Source organism: Streptococcus sp. GMD1S (assembly GCF_000296875.1).
Classification (GTDB): Bacteria; Bacillota; Bacilli; order Lactobacillales; family Streptococcaceae; genus Streptococcus.
The window spans coordinates 1-650 of sequence record NZ_AJQY01000257.1 but is presented as its reverse complement, the minus strand read 5'-3'; the positions used below and the strand labels follow the sequence as shown (position 1 = coordinate 650).

1 protein-coding gene is annotated in these 650 nt (G+C 42.6%); it reads right to left on the bottom strand.

The features are described 5' to 3' along the window. Window positions 1-650 (bottom strand): 23S rRNA (adenine(2503)-C(2))-methyltransferase RlmN (rlmN, locus tag GMD1S_RS08645; RefSeq protein WP_000697086.1); only part of this gene is annotated, 650 nt, incomplete at both ends.

The window sequence follows — 650 nt, the reverse complement described above, 5'->3', positions numbered from 1 at the left end:
TCGTAGAAGGCCATCACGCGCTCTTTAGGACTACGGCTATATTGGTCATGTTCACTGACAGGGTTATAGGGAATCAAGTTTACATAAGACAATTTCTTGATGTTCTTGAGCAATTCAGCCAACTCCAAGGCTTGTTCAACACCGTCGTTGACTTCATTGAGCATGATGTATTCAAAGGTCACACGGCGATTGGTTGTTTCGATATAGTACTCAATGGCTGCAAAGAGCTTTTCAATCGGAAAGGCACGGTTAATTTTCATGATGCTTGAACGCAATTCATTATTGGGAGCGTGAAGGGAAACAGCGAGATTGACCTGTACTCCTTCATTAGCAAAATCACGAATTTTATGAGCCAAACCTGAAGTTGAAACTGTGATGTGACGAGCACCGATAGCCATCCCCTTGTCATCATTGATGGTACGAACAAAATTTAATACATTGTTGTAGTTATCAAATGGTTCACCAATTCCCATAACAACGATATGGCTGACACGTTCATCCTGGCCACGTTCATCAAAGTATTTCTGAACTAGCATGATCTGCGCTACGATTTCCCCGTTATTGAGGTCACGTTGCTTCTTGATCAAGCCTGATGCACAGAAGGTACAACCAATATTACAGCCAACCTGAGTGGTCACACAGACTGACAA